The following is a 16,569-nucleotide window of genomic DNA, read 5'->3' as shown; positions in this document are numbered from 1 at the left end:
GCCGCTTCACGATGCCGCCAGATGCAGGATGTCGTTATAGGTCGCAAACACCATCAACATCAGTACCAGCCCTAGTCCGATTCGGAAGCCCATCTCCTGGGCTCGTTCCGACAGCGGGCGCCCGCGGATGGCCTCCACCGCATAGAACAAAAGGTGACCTCCATCCAGCAAAGGCACCGGAAACAGGTTCAACAGGCCAATCGAGATCGACAGCACCGCGGCGAGGTGAATCAGAGCAGCGAGGCCGATGGTGGCGACCTGCCCCGAGATCTGGGCGATCCGCAACGGACCGCCGACCTGGTCGGCGGCTTCGCGGCCGGTGAAGACGCCGCCGATATAGGCCAGCGTGCGGTCGACCACGAACCAGGTCTCCTTGACGCCGAGCCACAGCGCGGTCGCGGGATCGACCCGCTCGGTCACGACGTCGCCGGGATTGGTCGCGCGGGTGATGCCCAAAACGCCGAGCCGATGCACGTTCCCGAACGAATCCTTCACTTCGCGCAGTTCCGGAGTGCCCAGCAATTGCAGCGAGGAATCGCCGCGCTTGATGGTGAAGTTCAGCTTGTCGCCGGCATGAATGCCGACGATGCGCTGCATGTCGGAGAAGCTGCCGATGATCTTGCCGTCGATTGCCGTGACGACGTCGCCGACCTGGAAGCCTGCCGCCGCAGCCGCGCTGCTGGCTTCGACCTTGTCGACGCGCGCGGTCGTGCTCGGCTTGCCGAAGAAGGTGAACAGGCAGGTGAAGATCACGATCGCAAGGATGAAATTCGCAATCGGACCGGCGGCGACGATCGCGGCGCGCGGGCCAACCTTCTTGTGATGGAATGAGCCCGCCCGCTCCTCTTCGGTCATGCTGGCGAGGGCCTCGGCCGAGGCCGGCGTCGAGGCTTCCGACTCGTCACCGAAGAACTTCACATAGCCGCCGAGCGGGATCGCCGAGATCTTCCAACGGGTACCGTGGCGGTCGTTGAAGCCTACGAGTTCCGGCCCGAAACCGAGCGAGAACGTCAACACCTTCACGCCCGCCCAACGGGCGACCAGGAAATGGCCAAGTTCATGGAAGAAAACGACGATGGTCAGGACGAACAGGAAGGGAATGATGTAGCCGATGAGCCCATGGCCCAACGTATTGAAACTATGCAGAAAAAACTCAGACATTCGATTCCCCTCGACGTGAGCCGGCAGCCCCGTCCTTAACCATCTAGGATGCCTTTAAGGCAATTTGAGGCAATAGGGAGGCAGCTTTATTTCTCGCGTTATGGTCAACGGAAATCGCGTCGTCCGCCGAGGTCAAAGGCGCAAGATTCCCGGAGCGAACCCAGTCGTTCATGGTGGCCTCGACGAGGCGGGCGATCGCCCCGAATTTGATCTGGCCGGCGATAAACGCCGCCACCGCAACTTCGTTCGCGGCGTTGAACACCGTGGTCGCGCCGCGGCCGGTGCGCAGCGCATCATATGCCAGCCGCAACCCCGGGAACCGCTCGAAATCCGGCGCCTCGAACGTCAGCTGTCCGATCTTGGCCAGATCCAGCCGCGCCGACGGACCGACGATTCGATCCGGCCATCCGAGGCAGTGCGCGATCGGAATCCGCATGTCGGGCGCGCCGAGCTGGGCGACCACCGAGCGGTCGGAGAATTCAACCATGCCGTGGATGATCGACTGCGGATGCACGAGAACGTCGATTTCATCGGCGCTCAGCGAGAACAGATACGAGGCTTCGATGACCTCGAGGCCCTTGTTCATCATCGAGGCCGAATCGATGGTGATCTTCTGGCCCATGCTCCAGTTCGGATGCTTCAGCGCCTGAGCCAGCGTCGCCTGCTCGATGTCGGCGGCGGCCCAGGTGCGGAACGGCCCACCGGACGCGGTGATGATCACGCGCACCAGCTCCTCGCGGTTGCCGGACGAAAGCGCCTGAAACAGCGCGTTATGCTCGGAATCCGCGGGCAGGATGCAGGCCCCTGCCTTGGCGGCGCGCTGCATGAAGAAATCGCCGGCGCAAACCAGGCATTCCTTGTTGGCGAGGGCGACCGAAGCCCCCCGATCGACCGCCGCCAGCGCGGGCTTCAACCCCGCGGCGCCGCTCACGGCCGCCATCACCCAGTCGGCGGGACGCGCGGCGGCCTCGATGATCGCGCTTTCGCCGGCGCCGCATTCGGTGCGGGTGCCGGCCAGTGCGGCCTTGAGTTCACCGAGCCGCGCCGGATCAGCCACCGCCGCAAACTTCGCCCCGAATTCCTTCGCGAGCTTGGCAAGCCCCTCGACGTTGGAATTCGCCGTCAGCGCCTCGACCTGATAGCGGTCGCGCGCTCCCCGCAGCAAATCCATGGTGCTGTCGCCGATGGAACCGGTAGCGCCCAGAACCGTGACGGTACGCACGGCGGAAGCCGCGGCCTTGTTGTTACGCAATGGAACTGCGCTCATCGTTTCACCAAACCATAAGACCGCGGCCGACGCCATCGGCGCCGCCGCGCAGGAACCCGAAAAGTGCCGCCAGGGCGACGGCTGCGACAAACCCATCCAGCCGGTCCATCAACCCGCCATGGCCGGGAATGATGTGGCTGGAATCCTTTACGCCGAAACGCCGCTTCACGGCGGATTCGAAGAGATCGCCGAGTTGCGAGGCGATCGAGAGAATAGCAGCCGAGAGCAGCAGCGGCGCGGTGCGGCCAAGATCGAACGCCGCAAATCCGCACGCCACGGCCAGGCTGGCGACGAAACCGCCAACCGCCCCCGCCCAGGTCTTTTTCGGGCTGACCCGCGGCCAGAGTTTGGGGCCGCCGATGCCGCGGCCGGCGAAATAACCGCCGCTGTCGGTTACCCACACGATAACCAGCACGAACATCAGCGCGGCAAAACCCTTGACGGGATCGAGACGCAGCAGCACCGAGGCGATCTCGGCCGCTGCTGCATAGATAAATCCGGCCGCCGCCCAATTTCGCCGCTCCGGCGCGATCGATCCGACCGCGATCAGGCCAGTACCAAGCACAATCAGCGCGGCATCGATCCGGCCGATCGCAAAACAGAGCCCGGCAACGACCAGCGCAACCACGCCGGACGCCACAACGCGGGTGACGCCCCCAAGGCCGACCACCGCCAGCCATTCCACGAACAGGCCGCACGCGGCGGCCGTGACCAGCGCGGTCCACAGCCAGCCGCCGGCGTAGGCGATTGCTACCGCAAGCGGGATCAGCACCGCGGCCACGAGAACCCGCATCAGGAGATTGCGCGAACTGGATTCGCTTGCTGCCTCGGGCGCGGCTTCCGCTGCCGCCGGCGCGGCGTCGCCCTCGGTCACGAGCCGGTTTTCGCGGCCAGACCGCCGAAACGGCGTTCCCGTCTGGCGTATTCGGCAATCGCGCTTTCAAGCGCGGCCTTGTCGAAGTCCGGCCAGTGGATCGGCACGAACACGAGTTCGCTGTAGGCCGCCTGCCACATCAAGAAGTTCGACAGCCGCTGTTCGCCGCTGGTGCGAATGATCAGGTCGGGATCCGGAATATCGGGCGCATCGAGATACTGGCCGAGCGCATCGGCGTCGATCGATGCGGGATCGCGCTTGCCCTCGGCGACTTCGCGCGCCAGCCGCTGGGCCGCCTTGGCGATCTCCTGGCGTGATCCGTAATTGAACGCGACCACCAGGTTGAGCTTGGTATTGGCCTTGGTCAGCTCTTCGGCTTCGTTGAGCAGCGCGCAGATATCGGAATCGAGCCCTTCGCGCTCGCCGATCACGCGCACGCGCACGCCGTCGCGATGCAGCGTCGCCAGATCGTTGCGGATGAAGCGGCGCAGCAAGCCGAACAGATCGCCGATTTCAGTCGCCGGCCGCGACCAGTTCTCCGAACTGAACGAAAAGATCGTCAGATAGAGCACGCCGAGTTCATGGGAGGCCCGGACCACGCGGCGCAAGGCTTCGACGCCGCGGCGGTGGCCTTCTGCACGCGGCAAGCCGCGCGCCGCCGCCCAGCGCCCGTTTCCATCCATGATGATCGCCACATGCAACGGAACGGTTCGATCCGATCCTTCTGTTGCTGGGGCCGCGGCGTTAGACATCATTCAATTCCAGGATCAGTCCCAAAGTCTTGATCTCAAAGCCTCGATGCGAAGTCTGGTTTCCAGTTATCAAACAGTCAGGATTTCCTTTTCCTTGGCCGCAAGCAACTGGTCGATTTCGGCGATCGAGCCGTCGGTCGCCTTCTGCACGTCGTTGGCGAGGCGCTCCTGATCGTCCTCGGAAATCTCGTGATTCTTCTCGAGCTTCTTGACGGTGTCGAGCCCGTCGCGACGGACATGGCGAACCGCGACCTTGGCCGCTTCGGCGTATTTATGCGCGACCTTCACCAGTTCCTTGCGGCGCTCCTCGTTGAGTTCCGGAATCCGCAGGCGCAGTACCTGCCCTTCGGTGGCCGGGCTCAGGCCGAGGTTGGAATCGACGATCGCCTTCTCCACGGCCTTGACCATCGACTTGTCCCAAACCTGTACCGACAGCAGCCGCGGCTCCGGCACGCTGACGGTCGCAAGCTGGTTGAGCGGCATATGCGAGCCGTACGCTTCCACCTGCACCGGCTCCAGCATGGATGCCGCCGCGCGGCCGGTACGCAAGCCGCCCAGTTCGTGCTTGAGCGACTGGGTGGCGCCTTGCATGCGGCGCTTCACTTCGTTGATGTCAAAACCTGGCGTGGGCATAACGCTCTCCCGTCCTCAAGAAAACCAGCCGCCGGCATCGCTGCGCCGGCGGGTAGAAGCAGTACCGGCACTTCAGCCGGCAACGACCGTGCCGCGGCCGGTACCGCACAGGATCGCATCGACCGAACCCGGCTCGGCGATCGAGAATACGATGATAGGCAGCGACGTCTCGCGGGCAAGCGCGAATGCGGTTGCATCCATCACCTTGTAGCCACCTTCGATTGCCTGGGAATGCGTCAGGCGGTCGAAACGCTTGGCCGACGGGTCTTTTTTGGGATCGGCGCTGTAAACGCCGTCGACATTGGTGGCCTTCAGCACCGCTTCGGCGCCGATTTCGGCCGCCCGCAGCACCGCCGTGGTGTCGGTGGTGAAGAATGGATTGCCGGTTCCGCCGCCGAGCAGCACGATTCGCCCCTCGGACAGGTATTTGTGCGCTGCACTGCGGGTGAACAGCTCGGAGATCTCCGGCATCACGAACGCCGACAGGGTGCGCGCCGGCGTCCCCTTGCGCTCGATGGCGGCCTCGAGGGCCAGGCAGTTCATCATGGTGGCGAGCATGCCCATGGTGTCGCCGGTGGGGCGCGACACGCCGCGGGCGGAGACTTCGACGCCGCGAAAGATGTTGCCGCCGCCGATCACGACGGCGATCTCGATACCGAGCTTTTGGGCCGCGATCAGGTCGTCGGCGATACGGTCGATGGTGGGCTGGTCGATGCCGAAGGACTGGCTGCCGGCGAGATACTCGCCCGAGAGCTTGATCACGACGCGACGATAGACCGGCTCAGCCATTGCTGCTCGCTTCCTTGTCCCGCGCAGACAACTCCCGGCGCGAAAGCGCCGGAAGCCTATTCTGACAGCGGTTACTTCTTGCCGCTGGCCGCCGCGACTTCGGCTGCGAAATCGGATTCCTGCTTTTCGATTCCCTCGCCGAGAGCATAGCGCACAAAGCCGGTAATCTTCACAGGTCCGCCGACTTTGCCTTCGGCTTCCTTGACCGCCTGCGCGACCGACTTGCCGGTGTCGTGGATGAAGGCCTGCTCGAGCAGGCAGACTTCCTTGTAATAGGTCTTCAGGCCGGACTCGACGATCTTCTCGATCACGTTGTCGGGCTTGCCCTGCTGGCGGTACTTGTCGGCCAGCACGTCCTTTTCGCGCTTCACGGTCGCGGGATCGAGCCCGGCCGGATCCAGCGCCTGCGGATTGGTGGCGGCGACATGCATGGCCAACTGGCGGCCGAGGACCGCGAGCTCATCGGCCTTGCCGGTGGACTCCAGCGCCACCAGCACGCCCATCTTGCCGGCGCCGTCGATGACCGCACCGTGGACGTAGCTCGACACCACGCCCTTGCCGACTTCGAGCAAGGCCGCGCGGCGCAGCGTCATGTTTTCGCCGATGGTCGCGATCGCGTCCGAAATCGCTCTTTCGACCGTGACGTCGCCGACCTTGGCGGCCTTGATCGCCTCGACGTCAGCGCCGGTCTTGAGCGCGACCTGGGCGACCATCTTGACGAGGCCCTGGAACTGCTCGTTGCGGGCAACGAAGTCGGTCTCGGAGTTGACTTCGACGACCACGCCCTTGGTGCCCGAGGTCACCGCGCCGATCAGGCCCTCAGCCGCAACACGGCCGGCCTTCTTGGCAGCCTTCGACAGGCCCTTCTTGCGAAGCCAATCCTGCGCCGCCGTCATGTCGCCGTCGGTTTCGGTGAGGGCTGCCTTGCAGTCCATCATGCCTGCGCCGGTCGACTCGCGCAGTTCCTTGACCATGCCAGCAGAGATCGTTGCCATCGTTGGAAATCCTTCTTGCCTGTTAGCCGCGGGCGCGGCGCACGCCTTGCGCCGTGCCGCCATCAGCTACCGGGATGCCGTATCGGGAAAATGAACCGGTGGCCGACGGAGCCGGCCACCCGGTGCTACCGTTATTCCGCTTCCGCGGTCAGCGTCTTGGCTTGGGCGACCCAGCCATCGGCGCGGCTCGGAAGTCCGACCTCTTCGCCGATCTTGTGCGCGGTGTCGTGATCGAGCTCGGCGAGCTGCCAGTAATGGAAGATGCCGAGATCGTTGAACTTCTTCTCGATCGCACCCGACACGCCGGTGAGCTTCTTGAGGTTGTCGGCGGTGCCGCGCGGGCCGGCCAGACCCTGGAAGCCGGTCGGCTGGGCTGCTGCCGCAACTTCTTCCTGCACCGGCTTGGTGAAGGCGCCGGTGTCAATCCCGGACTCGCCCTGGGCGCGCGAAATGCCATCGATGGCGGCGCGAGCCACCAGGTCGCAATACAGCGAGATGGCGCGGCCGGCGTCGTCATTGCCCGGCACCACATAGGTGATGCCCTTGGGATCGGAATTGGTGTCGACGATCGCGGCAACGGGAATGTTGAGCCGCTGCGCTTCCTGGATCGCGATGTCTTCCTTGTTGGTGTCGATCACGAAGATCATGTCGGGAAGTCCGCCCATGTCCTTGATGCCACCGAGCGAACGGTCGAGCTTGTCGCGTTCGCGCTGCAGCGTCAGCCGCTCCTTCTTGGTGTAGGAGTTGGCTTCGCCCGAGGAGAGCACCTCATCGAGGTGACGCAGGCGCTTGATCGAACCCGAAATCGTCTTCCAGTTGGTCAGCGTGCCGCCGAGCCAGCGCGAATTGACGAAGTACTGCGCCGAACGCTTCGCAGCCTCGGCTACGCCGTCCTGCGCCTGGCGCTTGGTGCCGACGAACAGGATACGGCCGCCCTTGGCGACGGTGTCCGAGACCGCCGTCAGCGCGCGATGCAGCATCGGCACGGTCTGGGCGAGATCGATGATGTGGATGTTGTTGCGGGCGCCGAAAATGAACTCTGCCATTTTCGGATTCCAGCGGTGGGATTGGTGGCCAAAGTGAACGCCGGCTTCAAGCAGCTGGCGCATAGAAAAATCGGGTACCGACATCGTTTCAATTCTCCGGTTGGTTCCTCCGGAAGCGTGTGAGCAGACGAGCCTTATGGCCCGGTTGCCACCGGACGGCCTGTGAGAGCCATGCTTCCGTGTGAGATGGCGCGGTATATAGCCGGATTCTGCCGATAAGCAAGGAAATACGGCCGCTTTTCCGGCCGATCGGCGGGGGTTCGGTAAGGCTGTGCCGGGACCATCCAAATATCGAAATCAACCCCATGCAAAGTAGCCGGGGGTGATGATGGGCTTTCTGCATCAAAATATCAGGATTGCGCTCCAAATCCATGAATCCAAAGGACTTGGGCATCCACTCGCCCGACATGAGGTATTAAATTACCTCACGAGCTCGGAGCTGACACTCATGCCCCGCCCTTCTCGTCGTCGAAGATCCGCAACGCCAGCAGCGAATGCCAGCGCGCGCTGCCGGTCTTGACGGCGACTGCCACAAGCGCGGCCTCCGCGATTTCCTCCCTGCTCGCGCCATGTACGCAGCCGTGCCTGGTGTGGGTATCGAATGCAGTAGGCGCAATGGGTGGTGAACGCCGTGCCAAGCGCGATCCCTGCGAGGCGACAAATGGATTCGCGCTTCTTCGATAAATTACTGCCGCTTATGCTGACACAAAGTGGCAGCATGCCGTGATAGTCTGGTCCTGCTTCAACGACTGATAGCTCCGATGTCCCGCGCGCAGCGTCTACTCGATCTCATTCAGGCCCTTCGCGGTTATCGCCGCCCGGTCAGCGGCGCGGTGCTGGCCGAGGCGCTCGGAATTTCCCTGCGAACGCTCTATCGCGACATCGAAACACTGAACGCGCAGGGTGCGCATATCGATGGCGAGCCCGGCGTCGGCTACGTGCTTCGTCCGGGCTTCATGCTACCGCCGCTGATGTTTTCCGAAGAGGAGATCGAGGCGATCGTGCTCGGCTCGCGATGGGTCGCGGACCGGGCCGACGCCGCCCTGAGCACGGCCGCGCGCAGCGCCTTGGCCAAGATCGCGGCCGTGCTGCCGCCGGATCTGAAGACCAACATCGATACGTCGAGCCTTTTGATCGGGCCCGGCCAGGCGACGGCCGCCGGCGATGCCGAGTTGCCGGTCATTCGCTCGGCCATCCGCTCCGAGCGCAAATTGCGCATCAGCTATCTCGACGGTAACGGGCGCGACACCAAGCGGACCGTCTGGCCGTTCGCGCTGGGATTCTTCGAGCGGGTGCGCGTGGTCGTGGCGTGGTGCGAGTTGCGCGATGGCTTTCGGCATTTCCGCACCGACCGCATCAGCAAGGTGCAGGTCGTCGACAAGCGCTATCCCCGTCGCCGCCAGGCGCTGCTCAGGGAATGGCGCGCAGCCGAAGGAATCCCGGAGCGCTAGAAGCGTTCGATCTGAAGCGCTCTTCTTGCAAGAATTCACTACTGACACTTTTTGGCAGTATCGTCACCTAGATTGAGCGCGTGCCGGACGCGCCCAGCGGCCCCGGCCACGGATGTTCAACCAAGGACCTGCCACATGCCGAACTTCAGTTTTGTCCTGCTCTATGTCGAGAGCCCGCCGGCCAGCGCCGGCTTCTATGCCGATCTGCTCGGCCACCCCGTCATCGAGACCTCGCCTACCTTTGCGATGCTGCCGTTGACAGACGGTGTGATGCTCGGACTGTGGTCGCGCCAAACCGTCGAGCCCGCCGCCACGTCGCAGGCCGGCGCCGGCGAGGTCGCTTTTACGGTTGCAGACGCCGCCGCGGTCGAGGCGACGTTTGCCGACTGGAAGCGGCGCGGCCTGACCATCATCCAGCAACCCCTGCACCTGGATTTCGGCCACACCTTCGTGGCCGTCGATCCCGATGGGCACCGGCTGCGCGTGTTTGCTCCGGAGGCCGCATGACCAGGAACTGGGTTGCGGTAGCTTCGGCCGAACACGTTCGTATCGGCCGGAGCAAGGGTTTCATGCAGGTCTGTCACGGCAAGGCAGCGCCGCTGCGGCGGATCCAGCCCGGCGACGGCGTGGTTTACTACTCGCCGACATCAGTGTTTCGCGGCAAGGATCAACTGCAGTCGTTTACGGCGATCGGCGTCGTGCGCGACGGCAGCCCTTACCAAGCGGAGATGGAAGGCTTCTCGCCGTTCCGCCGCGACATCGACTGGCGCCCGGGCGGGAAAGTCCCGATCAAACCCCTGCTCGGCCGGCTGCAATTCACCACCGCGAAACGCAATTGGGGCTATCAGTTGCGTTTCGGGCTGTTCGAAATTTCCGAACACGATATGGCGATGATCGCGGCCGCGATGGCGGCGTCGCTGTCACCGCCGTGACAGCGGGATCATTCCGGCCCCGCGATTTACAGCGTCTGGACGTCGACCACGTCGGCCACCGCCTTGATCGCGCCGGGGTTCAGCTCACCATGCGCTGGCGGTTTTCCCAGAACGGCTTGCGCAATTCGCGTTTGAGGATTTTTCCCGCACCGGACAGCGGCAGCGGCTCGTCGCGGATTTCGACCGAACGCGGGCATTTGTATCCGGCGATCCGCTCCTTGCAGAAGGCGATCAAGGTTGCGGCCTCGACATCGGCGCCCGGCTTCCTGACCACGACGGCATGAACCTGTTCGCCCCATTGCTCGCTCGGAATGCCGAACACCGCGCACTGCGCGACCGCGGCATGCTGCGCCAGCGCGTTCTCGACCTCGGTCGAATAGACATTCTCGCCGCCGGAAATGATCATGTCCTTGACGCGATCGACCACGAAGACAAAGCCGTGCTCGTCGATGTAACCGCCGTCACCGGTATGCATCCAGCCATCGACGACGGCGCGCGCAGTTTCCTCGGGGCGTTCCCAATAGCCCATCATGACATTGTCGCCGCGGACGATGATTTCGCCGACCGTCCCCGTGGCGACCTCCTTGTTCTCGGCATCGAAAATCCGCACCTCGCAACCGAGCGAGGCCCGGCCCGCCGAGCGATGACGGTTTTTGGCGCGGCCGTCGCCGATATGCTCGTTCCAGTGCAGCAGCGTGGCGATCGGCGACAGTTCGGTCATGCCATAGGCCTGGGTGAACTGGACGTTCGGAAAACCTTTCATCGCCCGGTCGAGCACGGCTTCGCTGATCGGCGATGCGCCATAGACGATGTTCTTCACGCTCGATGTGTCCCAGGAGCCGAGTGCGGGATGATCGGCCATGATCTGGATCATGGTCGGCACCAGCAGCACGTCGGTGACGCGCTCGTTCTGGAACGCCGCCATCACGCCCTCCGGCGTGAAGCCGGAGACGATGACGTTGGAGCCGCCGCTCAGCAGGATCGAATACATCGCGGCGCCATTGGCGAGATGAAACATCGGCGCGGCATGCAGATAGACCGCGCCTCCCCCAAACAGGCCCTCGGCCAGCGCGTTCATCGCATTGGCCATCAGGTTGCCGTGGCTGAGCATCACCCCCTTGGACCGGCCGGTGGTGCCGCCGGTGTAGAAAATCCCGGCGAGATCGGACGCACTGGCCATCGCATCCGGCACCGGATCGTGCTTCTCCAGCAGCGCTTCGTAATCGAGCATGCCCGCCGGCACGTCGCCATCGTCGGCATAGATCAGGGTCAGGCCGTCGATGGCTGTGGTCAGCGCTACGCCGATCGCCGCAAAAGCCTTGTCGACCAGCAGCACGTTGGCCCGGCAGTCGCGCATCGCGTCTTCATTCTCGAGCGGGCTCCAGCGGATGTTGAGCGGCACCACGACGGCGCCGGCCCAGCCGGTGGCGAGATAGACTTCGAGATAACGATCCGAATTCAGCGACAGGATCGCGACACGGTCGCCCGATTTGACGCCGAGCGCGTGAAAGCCCGACGCCAGCCGCGCCACGCGGTCGCCGATCTCGCGCCAGTTCCGGCGCCGGCCGCCAAAAACCGTCGCCAGTCCGTCGGGGTTGACCTGCAACGCCCGCCGCAGCCCGTGGGTAATGTTCATTTCGGCCCTCCCTTCGCCGGCCTGCTTTTTGCTGTCGCCGGGCTGCGCTTCCGCGCCGGCGATGCGGCGAGCCCTTTGGTCAACTGAGCCGTAAATTGGGTGGCGACGGCTTCTGCCGTCCAGGCCCCGTCCCGCTGGTACCAGTGACCGATCCAGTTCAGCGAACCTGCAATCGCAAAGGCCGCGAGCTTGGGGTCGCATGGCTTGATCGAACCGTCGGTGACGCCATCGGCGAGGTATCTGCGAAACGTGCGGTCGATCCGCTTCTTCGCGGCGCGGACGGTGTTGCGGTTTTCTTCGGTCAGGTCGCGCGGATCGAACCGCACCAGGCTGGCGCCGTAGTCCGTCGTCATCACCTCGGCATAGGCATGGATCAGCTTGCGCAATTTGACGAGCGCCGTGCCGCCGCCGCTGTTGATCTCGACGATCAATTTATCGACGCTCTCCTGCCCGAGCGCCCAGCATTCGAACAGGATCTCGTCCTTGCCGCGGAAGTAATTGTAGAGCGCGGGTTTGGTGATGTTCAGCCGCTCCGCGACATCGTTCAGCGTGACACGGTGATAGCCCTGCTCGAGGAACAGCTGCACGGCGGTCCGCAACACCGCCTCGCGTTTCTCGTCGCGCGCGCGACGCCTGTTCTCGAACGGCATCCACGGCGACGGGTCGGCTGAAGGTGACGGTGCATCCATATTGGTTGTCGCCTGCTCGATTGTCGCCTGCATTGCATTGACGGGCCGCATTGATCAATATATTACCCATGGGTAAGAAAAAGTCCAACGGGTAATTTACGGAGCGCGCCATGACCTCTCGCGTCTATGTTGCCGGCGTCGGCATGATCCCCTTTGTCAAACCCGGCGCCAACGCGCCCTACCCCGTGATGGGCGCGGAAGCGACCGCGCTGGCGCTCGCCGATGCCGGGATCGGCTACGACCTGATCCAGCAGGCCTATGCCGGTTACGTCTACGGCGACTCAACCTGCGGCCAGCGCGCGCTGTACCAGGTCGGCATGACCGGAATTCCCATCATCAACGTCAACAACAACTGCTCCACCGGCTCGACCGCGCTGTTCATGGCGCGGCAGGCGATCGAATCCGGCGCGCTCGATTGCGTGCTGGCGCTCGGTTTCGAACAGATGAAACCCGGCGCGCTCGGCGCCGTCTTCACCGACCGGCCGAGTGCGTTTGAGGAATTCGACGCGGTGACCGACGAACTGGTCGACGCCCGCAATATCCCGCTGGCACTGCGGTACTTCGGCGGCGCCGGTCTCAGCCATATGAAGAAATACGGAACGCCGCTGGCGGCATTCGCCAAGATCCGCGCCAAGGCGAGCCGGCACGCCAAGAACAATCCGCTGGCGCTGTTCCGCAAGGAGGTCAGCGCCGACGACGTCTTGAACGATCAGGTGATCTGGCCGGGCGTGATGACGCGGCTGATGGCCTGTCCGCCGACCTGCGGCGGTGCGGCCGCCGTGCTGGTCTCGGAGAAGTTCGCGATCAAGCACGGCTTGCGCAAGGACGTGCGGATCGCCGCCCAGGCCATGACCACCGATACCGCCTCGACCTTCAAGGCCGGCGACATGATGCAGGTGGTCGGCTTTGACATGACGCAGGCGGCGGCGAAGCGTGTTTACGCGGCGGCCGGCGTCGGCCCCGAAGATATCGATGTCGTCGAGCTGCACGACTGTTTCGCGCACAACGAACTGATCACCTATGAAGCGCTCGGCCTCTGTCCCGAGGGCGGCGCGGCGCGCTTCATCGACGATGGCGACAACACCTATGGCGGCAAGACGGTGACCAATCCCTCCGGCGGCCTGCTATCGAAGGGCCACCCGCTCGGGGCCACCGGCCTCGCGCAATGCTACGAGCTGACGCGTCAACTGCGCGGCAATGCCGCCGCGACCCAGGTCGACGGCGCGCGGCTGGGGCTGCAACACAATCTCGGCCTCGGCGGTGCCTGCGTGGTCACCTTGTACGAACGGGCGTGAGGCAGCAACATGGTCGATCGATCAGCCATCGGGCGCAGCTTTACGCCGGTTACCGCGCGCGTCGAGCCGGGACGACTGCGGTATTTCCTCAACACGCTCGGGGAACGGAACCCGGTCTATCGCGATGAGACGGTCGCGCGCGCCGCGGGCTATTCGGCGACGCCGGCGCCGCCGACCTATCTGTTCTGTCTCGAACTGATGGATGCCGAGCGACCGTTCGAGTTCCTGACCGAATTGAACATCGACCTTGCCCGCGTCCTGCACGGCGAACAGCGGTTCAGCTATCACGCCCCGGTGGTTGTGGGCGACACCCTGACCTTCCAGTCGCGTGTCACCGACGTCACCGACAAGAAGGGCGGCGCGATGACCATGGTGGTGGTGGAAACCGCTGTTACCAACCAGCATGGCGCGCATGTCGCCGATACCGCGCGCACCATTGTCGTGCGGAACTAGGACGGTGTCATGAGCGAGACAGCAAGCATGTTACCCGCGGTCGGCGACCGCATCGTCCACAAGACCTTCCCGCCGATCACGCGTCACACCCTGGCGCTCTATTGCGGCGCATCTGGCGACCACAATCCGATCCATGTCGACATCGATTTCGCCAAGGCGGCGGGCTTCCCGGACGTGTTCTCGCACGGCATGCTGGTGATGGCCTATCTCGGCCAGGCGCTGACCGATGCGGTCGCACCACAGCGCATCCGCTCGTTCGCCACGCGTTTTGCCGCCATCACCCAGCTCGGCGCCCGCCTCACCGGCGAAGGCCACGTCACCGAATTGTTCGCGGACAACGGCGAAAGCCGTGTCCGGCTGGCGCTGACGACCAAAGATGAACACGGCGAGATCAAGCTCGCCGGTGAAGCCATCATCACGCTCTAAGGGAAAACAAATGTCGAAGCTCAAGGGCAAGGTCGCGCTCATCACCGGATCGGGACGCGGCATCGGCCGCGCCATTGCGCTGAAACTCGCCAGCGAAGGCGCGAAGGTCGTGGTCAACGATCTCGATGCGGCGCCGGGCGACGCCGTCGCCGCCGAAATCGTGGCCGCGGGCGGCGAAGCGATCGCCGTCAACGGCAGCGTCACCGAGCCCGGTTTCTCCGACCGCTTCGTCGCCGCCGCCATGGAGACTTTTGGCGGCCTCGACATCATCGTCAACAACGCCGGCTACACTTGGGACTCCACGATCCAGAAGATGAGCGACGAGCAGTTTCAGGCCATGCTCGACGTGCATCTGGTGGCCCCGTTCCGCCTGTTGCGCGCGGCGTCCGAGCCGATCCGGATCATGGCGAAGAAGGAAGCCGAGGCCGGCCGCGAGGTCTTTCGCAAGGTCGTCAACATCTCCTCGATCGCCGGGCTCTACGGCAATGCCGGACAAGCCAGCTATTCGTCGGCCAAGGCTTCGCTGGTCGGCCTGACGCGAACGATGTGCAAGGAATGGGGACGCTACAAGGTCAACGTCAATTGCGTGGCCTTCGGCCTGATCAATACCCGCCTGACCCAGCCGATCGAAGCCCAGCAGAAGACCATCGACGTCGGCGGGCGCGACATCAAGGTCGGGGTGCAGCCGCAGATGCTCGACGCGATGGCGAGAATGATTCCGCTCGGACGTGGCGGCACACCGGAAGAAGCCGCCGACGCCGTTTATCTGTTCTGCAGCCCGGAATCGAACTATATCAGCGGACAAGTGATCGTCGCCGGCGGCGGTCTCATCATCTGACGCGAGGACACATGGCCTATCGCTCATCGTGGATGACGGAAGAACTCGACGTCTTTCGCGAGCAATTCCGAAAATTTCTCGCCAAGGATCTGGCGCCGCACGCGCAGAGCTGGCGCGACCAGAAGATGGTCGATCGATCGGGCTGGCGCGCGCTGGGTGAGATGGGCGCGCTGCTGCCCAGCGTGCCGGAAGCCTATGGCGGTCTCGGCGCCAGCTTCGCCTATGACGCTGCCGTGATCGAGGACATCGAGACCGTGGTACCGGAAGTCACCACCGGGGTTTCGGTGCATAGCTGCATCGTCGCGCACTACATTCTCAACTACGGCACGGAGGAGCAGAAGCTTCGCTGGCTGCCGAAGATGGCCTCGGGCGAGTTCGTCGGCGCCATCGCCATGACCGAGCCCGGTACGGGTTCCGACCTGCAGGCGGTGCGAACGACGGCGCGCAAGCAGGGTAATGGCTATGTCATCAACGGCCAGAAGACCTTCATCACCAACGGCCAGGCCGCCGATCTCGTGATCGTGGTGGCGAGAACCGGCGAGCCCGGCGCCAAGGGCCTTTCGTTGATCGTGGTCGAGACCGAAGGCAATGAAGGCTACCGCCGCGGACGCAACCTCGACAAGATCGGCCTGCACGCTTCCGACACCTCCGAACTGTTTTTCGACAATGCCTTCGCGCCGGCGGACAATTTGCTCGGAGCTGAGGAAGGCAACGGCTTCGTCCAGTTGATGCAGCAGTTGCCGCAGGAGCGGCTCTCGCTCGCCGTCGGCGCCGTGGCTTCGATGGAACGTGCGGTCAAGCTGACGGTCGATTACACCAAAGAGCGCAAGGCGTTCGGCAAGCCGCTGCTTGAGTTCCAGAACACGGCTTTCAAGCTTGCCGAGCGCAAGACCGAGGCCATGATCGCGCGCGTCTTCGTCGACTGGTGCGTGGAGCAGCTCGTCGCCGGCAATCTCGATACCGTCACCGCCTCGATGGCGAAATACTGGTGTTCGCAGAAGCAGGTGGAGACCGCCGACGAGTGCCTGCAGCTGCACGGCGGCTACGGCTACATGGAGGAATATCCGATCGCGCGGATGTTCGTCGATGCGCGCATCCAGAAGATCTACGGCGGGACCAACGAGATCATGAAGCTCCTGATCGCGCGGTCGCTGTAACCTTTATGAGCCGGGGCACCAGCCGAATAGTGCCCCCGCCAGCCGACCGTGGGTGAGCGCTCTTCCTCACAGCGTCTGCGCGTCCGCCACGCCCGACACCGCCTTGATCGCGCCGGCAATCTGCGGCGCGACCTTGAAGCGGCCGGGAAGCTTCGCGGCCCTTTCACGGACACCC

19 protein-coding genes are annotated in these 16,569 nt (G+C 64.1%); 8 read left to right on the top strand and 11 right to left on the bottom strand.

The genetic code is table 11. The features are described 5' to 3' along the window. Window positions 1-6: 6 nt before the first annotated feature. From rseP to FFI89_RS16295, 9 genes are all read right to left on the bottom strand, one after another. Window positions 7-1,161: an RIP metalloprotease RseP gene (gene rseP, locus FFI89_RS16335; RefSeq protein ID WP_138838221.1), complete on the bottom strand. Its 1,155-nt coding sequence runs from the start codon at window positions 1,159-1,161 to the stop codon at window positions 7-9. 43 nt (window positions 1,162-1,204) lie between these two features. Beyond that, window positions 1,205-2,428, bottom strand: coding sequence for a 1-deoxy-D-xylulose-5-phosphate reductoisomerase (gene dxr / locus FFI89_RS16330; protein ID WP_138838219.1), 1,224 nt, complete (start codon window positions 2,426-2,428; stop codon window positions 1,205-1,207). Window positions 2,429-2,432: 4 nt separating this feature from the next. Further along, the gene (locus FFI89_RS16325; protein ID WP_138838217.1) at window positions 2,433-3,302 is read right to left on the bottom strand and encodes a phosphatidate cytidylyltransferase; all 870 of its coding nucleotides are present in this window, start codon (window positions 3,300-3,302) and stop codon (window positions 2,433-2,435) included. Beyond that, window positions 3,299-4,054, bottom strand: a complete 756-nt coding sequence (locus FFI89_RS16320) for an isoprenyl transferase (protein ID WP_138838214.1) — start codon at window positions 4,052-4,054, stop codon at window positions 3,299-3,301. Before FFI89_RS16320 ends, FFI89_RS16325 begins: the two co-directional genes overlap by 4 nt. Window positions 4,055-4,123: 69 nt before the next feature. Then, window positions 4,124-4,687, bottom strand: a complete 564-nt coding sequence (frr, locus tag FFI89_RS16315) for a ribosome recycling factor (RefSeq protein WP_138838212.1) — start codon at window positions 4,685-4,687, stop codon at window positions 4,124-4,126. Between the two features lie 72 nt (window positions 4,688-4,759). Beyond that, window positions 4,760-5,476 (bottom strand): UMP kinase, encoded by a 717-nt coding sequence (gene pyrH / locus FFI89_RS16310; protein WP_138838210.1) that lies wholly within the window; start codon window positions 5,474-5,476, stop codon window positions 4,760-4,762. 71 nt (window positions 5,477-5,547) lie between these two features. Then, window positions 5,548-6,471: a translation elongation factor Ts gene (gene tsf / locus FFI89_RS16305; RefSeq protein WP_138838208.1), complete on the bottom strand. Its 924-nt coding sequence runs from the start codon at window positions 6,469-6,471 to the stop codon at window positions 5,548-5,550. 131 nt (window positions 6,472-6,602) lie between these two features. Beyond that, window positions 6,603-7,601 carry a 30S ribosomal protein S2 gene (locus tag FFI89_RS16300; protein ID WP_138838206.1) on the bottom strand — a complete coding sequence of 333 codons (999 nt, stop codon included), beginning with the start codon at window positions 7,599-7,601 and terminating at the stop codon, window positions 6,603-6,605. A 362-nt stretch (window positions 7,602-7,963) separates the two neighbouring features. Next, window positions 7,964-8,155: a hypothetical protein gene (locus FFI89_RS16295; protein ID WP_138838204.1), complete on the bottom strand. Its 192-nt coding sequence runs from the start codon at window positions 8,153-8,155 to the stop codon at window positions 7,964-7,966. Window positions 8,156-8,278: 123 nt separating this feature from the next. Between FFI89_RS16295 and FFI89_RS16290 the strand changes: the two genes are divergently transcribed. The 3 genes from FFI89_RS16290 to FFI89_RS16280 all read left to right on the top strand — a co-directional run bounded on the left by FFI89_RS16290 (window position 8,279) and on the right by FFI89_RS16280 (window position 9,900). Continuing rightward, a complete protein-coding gene (locus tag FFI89_RS16290) occupies window positions 8,279-8,968 on the top strand; it encodes a YafY family protein (protein WP_138838202.1) in 690 nt (229 codons plus the stop codon). Between the two features lie 135 nt (window positions 8,969-9,103). After that, window positions 9,104-9,475 (top strand): VOC family protein, encoded by a 372-nt coding sequence (locus FFI89_RS16285; RefSeq protein ID WP_138838200.1) that lies wholly within the window; start codon window positions 9,104-9,106, stop codon window positions 9,473-9,475. Further along, window positions 9,472-9,900, top strand: a complete 429-nt coding sequence (locus FFI89_RS16280; RefSeq protein ID WP_138838198.1) for an EVE domain-containing protein — start codon at window positions 9,472-9,474, stop codon at window positions 9,898-9,900. The genes FFI89_RS16285 and FFI89_RS16280 overlap by 4 nt, the downstream gene beginning before the upstream one ends. A 79-nt stretch (window positions 9,901-9,979) precedes the next feature. Here FFI89_RS16280 and FFI89_RS16275 read toward each other — a convergent pair whose 3' ends face one another. Together FFI89_RS16275 and FFI89_RS16270 are read right to left on the bottom strand one after the other, a co-directional pair. Beyond that, entirely contained in the window at window positions 9,980-11,536 is a 1,557-nt protein-coding gene (locus FFI89_RS16275; RefSeq protein WP_138838196.1) for a long-chain fatty acid--CoA ligase, read from the bottom strand. Beyond that, entirely contained in the window at window positions 11,533-12,225 is a 693-nt protein-coding gene (locus FFI89_RS16270) for a TetR/AcrR family transcriptional regulator (RefSeq protein WP_246669473.1), read from the bottom strand. Before FFI89_RS16270 ends, FFI89_RS16275 begins: the two co-directional genes overlap by 4 nt. Before the next feature lie 110 nt (window positions 12,226-12,335). Here FFI89_RS16270 and FFI89_RS16265 point away from each other — a divergent pair, with 110 nt between their 5' ends. The 5 genes from FFI89_RS16265 to FFI89_RS16245 are packed head-to-tail and all read left to right on the top strand — an operon-like array spanning window position 12,336 to window position 16,394. Further along, complete coding sequence (locus FFI89_RS16265; RefSeq protein WP_138838194.1) at window positions 12,336-13,520, top strand: lipid-transfer protein; 1,185 nt, start codon at window positions 12,336-12,338, stop codon at window positions 13,518-13,520. A gap of 9 nt (window positions 13,521-13,529) precedes the next feature. Beyond that, entirely contained in the window at window positions 13,530-13,973 is a 444-nt protein-coding gene (locus FFI89_RS16260) for a MaoC family dehydratase N-terminal domain-containing protein (protein WP_138838192.1), read from the top strand. Window positions 13,974-13,982: 9 nt separating this feature from the next. Next, window positions 13,983-14,399: a MaoC family dehydratase gene (locus FFI89_RS16255; RefSeq protein WP_138838190.1), complete on the top strand. Its 417-nt coding sequence runs from the start codon at window positions 13,983-13,985 to the stop codon at window positions 14,397-14,399. A gap of 10 nt (window positions 14,400-14,409) precedes the next feature. Continuing rightward, the gene (locus tag FFI89_RS16250; RefSeq protein WP_138838188.1) at window positions 14,410-15,237 is read left to right on the top strand and encodes an SDR family NAD(P)-dependent oxidoreductase; all 828 of its coding nucleotides are present in this window, start codon (window positions 14,410-14,412) and stop codon (window positions 15,235-15,237) included. Between the two features lie 11 nt (window positions 15,238-15,248). Then, window positions 15,249-16,394: an acyl-CoA dehydrogenase family protein gene (locus FFI89_RS16245; RefSeq protein ID WP_138838186.1), complete on the top strand. Its 1,146-nt coding sequence runs from the start codon at window positions 15,249-15,251 to the stop codon at window positions 16,392-16,394. Window positions 16,395-16,569: the final 175 nt, after the last annotated feature.

Origin of the sequence: Bradyrhizobium sp. KBS0727, assembly GCF_005937885.2 — a bacterium.
In the GTDB taxonomy this organism is placed as follows: Bacteria; Pseudomonadota; Alphaproteobacteria; order Rhizobiales; family Xanthobacteraceae; genus Bradyrhizobium.
The sequence above is the reverse complement of the archived record's forward strand: the minus strand, read 5'-3'. Positions and strand labels throughout refer to the sequence as shown.